Origin of the sequence: Ferruginibacter sp., assembly GCF_014377975.1 — a bacterium.
GTDB lineage: Bacteria > Bacteroidota > Bacteroidia > Chitinophagales > Chitinophagaceae > Ferruginibacter.
The window spans coordinates 1-2,754 of sequence record NZ_JACMOO010000076.1; the positions used below are offsets into that span (position 1 = coordinate 1).

Genomic DNA, 2,754 nt, shown 5'->3' on the forward strand with positions numbered 1-2,754 from the left:
AGGATCTGCAGATGATTGAACAACTGGTCCCGCAGCTAAAAAACCTTCCCGGTGAGTAATAGCTGCAGCTGTTAAAGCTTTAACAAGCCATTCATCTTTTTCATTTTCTGTAGATTTACTTGCTTCATAAAGCAATTTACCGAGTTCTATTGATGGAGGCATTGCAGCAATTGCCAACAGTACGCTCTTGCGGACATTTAAATTCGGATCATTAATTAATCCACCTTTCTGTATAGCATCAATAGATTGCTGATTGTTAGGTAAAACCTCAACGGCAGCTTTTCTAACACCCGCAGCGGGATGTAAAAAAGCTTTTGCAACTACTTGTAATGCTTCTGTATTTGAACCATTTAAAGCACCCAGCCCCTGTAATGTCCATAGCGCATTTATCGCCGGACCATTAAGGCCGATTTCGTCAACTTTTTGGTCGTTTATTATCTTGTAAAGTCCGGGAAGAGCAGACTGATTATTAGATTCAACAAGTAAACGCTGAGCAGTAATACGCCAAAACATATTATCGCTTTCCAATGCCGCAAGTAAACTCGTGACATCATTTGCACTTAACTTAACAGGTGTATATGGTTTTCCTTTTTTATAAACAACTCTATACACCCTGCCGCGATCAAGATCTCTTAAGTTTGTTGCAAGCGCATTTCCCTGACCTCTTTTCTGATCCGCAAGAGTTAGCGGCAGAATCAATTCCGTAGGAGCCTGACCAGGAACAAATGTATTATGCTGCATAACAAAATTGTACCAGTCTGCTACCCAAACTGCCCCGTCAGGACCAACTTCAGCCTGTACAGGTCCTACCCATTCATCTGAACTAGATAATAAGTTCCAGCCATCTCTTTCGGTAAAACCTGCACCTTTAGGCTCAATAATGGCATTATGAATAAGACGGACAGTAGGCTCGCAAATCAGAGCTATTCTGTTCCAATATTCTTTAGGGAAGTTTCGAGCTGTATAAAGGTGATGTCCTGCTGCAGATGTGAAGCCTCCGACAACATCAACCTGCCGTAAATTTGGGGTCATACTATGGGAATCATAATGACCATCCAATTTTTGAACAGCCTGTATATTATTCCCGGCCAAACCTCTTTGCATATATTTTCCGGGCATGGAATAGTAAGCGCTATGCGTATTGTTGGCAGTGGATATAAATACATTGTTATCCTCTGAGAATCCAAGACCCCAGGTGTTATTACTGGTTTCAGCAAGGTACTCCAGGTTTTTCCCATCAATGTTGAAGCGATAAACTCCCTGTCCAAATCGCACATTGTTTCCATTTATGTTACCGTTAAAACCCGAATAACCCAATACTCCCCAGATTTTATTATCAAATCCATATTGTAAATTCGATGGGCCTGCATGAGTGTCATTCTTTCCAAAACCTGTAAGGATAATCTCACGCACATCCGCCTTATCATCGCCATTTGTATCTTTCAAAAAAACAAAGTTTGGAGCCATAGAAACAATTACTCCGCCTCTGGCAAAAACCATGCTTGTGGGTATATTTAATTTATCAGCAAATACAGTAAACTTATCCGCTTTACCATCCCCGTTTGTATCCTCACAGATTTTTATCCTGTCATTTGAAGCTCCGTCAGTCTCAATAAATGTATTGGGATAATCAACTGATTCTACAATCCATAAGCGGCCTCTTTCGTCCCATGACATTGCAATTGGATTGGTGATATCAGGTTCTGCTGCAAAAAGTTTTATTTCAAAATCTGCAGGCACCTGAATCAGCTTCATAGATTCTACTGGTGTTAGTCCTTCCTGTATTTTAGGTACCAGATGCCTGGCGGTAAAATTTGAAAGAGTATCAGGATAGATATCGACATCCGGTATTTTTAGCGCAGCTATCTGTTCTTTTACCCGATCACCGATCGCCCAAAGTATTCCGTTCTCTACCAGCTTCAAAAACTCAGCTTTTTTCCAGGTAATATCATTGTGACCGTAAGCAGTATAAAAAACACGCCCTTTACCTTGTTTGCGAACCCATGTGTAAGGTTCTTTTTTTGCCCCTTCTACACGCTCCATCAAAACGGTAATATCTGGATTTATTTTCTGATGAACATACGTTTCATCCGTTGTTTCAAACTCGGCAAGGGCTTTGGTTACAGGGTGGGTTTTATTGGTGATCGTAGCCGTGAACGCCCCATTTCCATGAGAGAGAAACTGGCCACCAATGGTTTTAATATACCATTCTGAATTCTTAAAACATCCGGCAGCTGAATGAAGTGGTATTAATCCTTTGCCGCTTTCAACAAAGTTTTTTAATGCACTTTCCTGGGATAAAGAGATCGTATCATGATTGGCATAAATAACTAAACCATCATATTTTTCCAGGTTTTCGGTGTTTAAATCCTTAACATCAGTGGTGTAGGTTATATTAATACCACTTTTAAATGTAGCAATAGCCAGCCATGGAGCATACTTGCCTGAATCATGATGCTTACTTACGTTACCCAAAAATAAAACTTCAGCCCTTCGCGGAATCAAATCATTTCTTAAAGAATGGTTTCCATTCATTAAGGCCTTATTTGCGCAACTGTTTAATAGCAGGCAGATTATTATAAACACACTAACTATTCTTCCCATGGTATTGGTTTAATTTTTTTATCAGGTAACAATATTAATTTTTATTACACTCTAAATCTCACTACATATTATCTAATAGTGACTATATCGTATCAATAAATACGTTTAAAAATAGAAAATTGAGATAATATTAATAGTTCTGAAGTAAAT

At 39.1% G+C, this 2,754-nt stretch carries 1 protein-coding gene; it reads right to left on the minus strand.

Annotated features, from left to right (window positions below):
• Window positions 1-2,535, minus strand: a 2,535-nt coding sequence (locus tag H7254_RS04465; RefSeq protein ID WP_301931843.1) for a PVC-type heme-binding CxxCH protein, incomplete at its 3' end; no start/stop codon positions are given.
• Window positions 2,536-2,754: the final 219 nt, after the last annotated feature.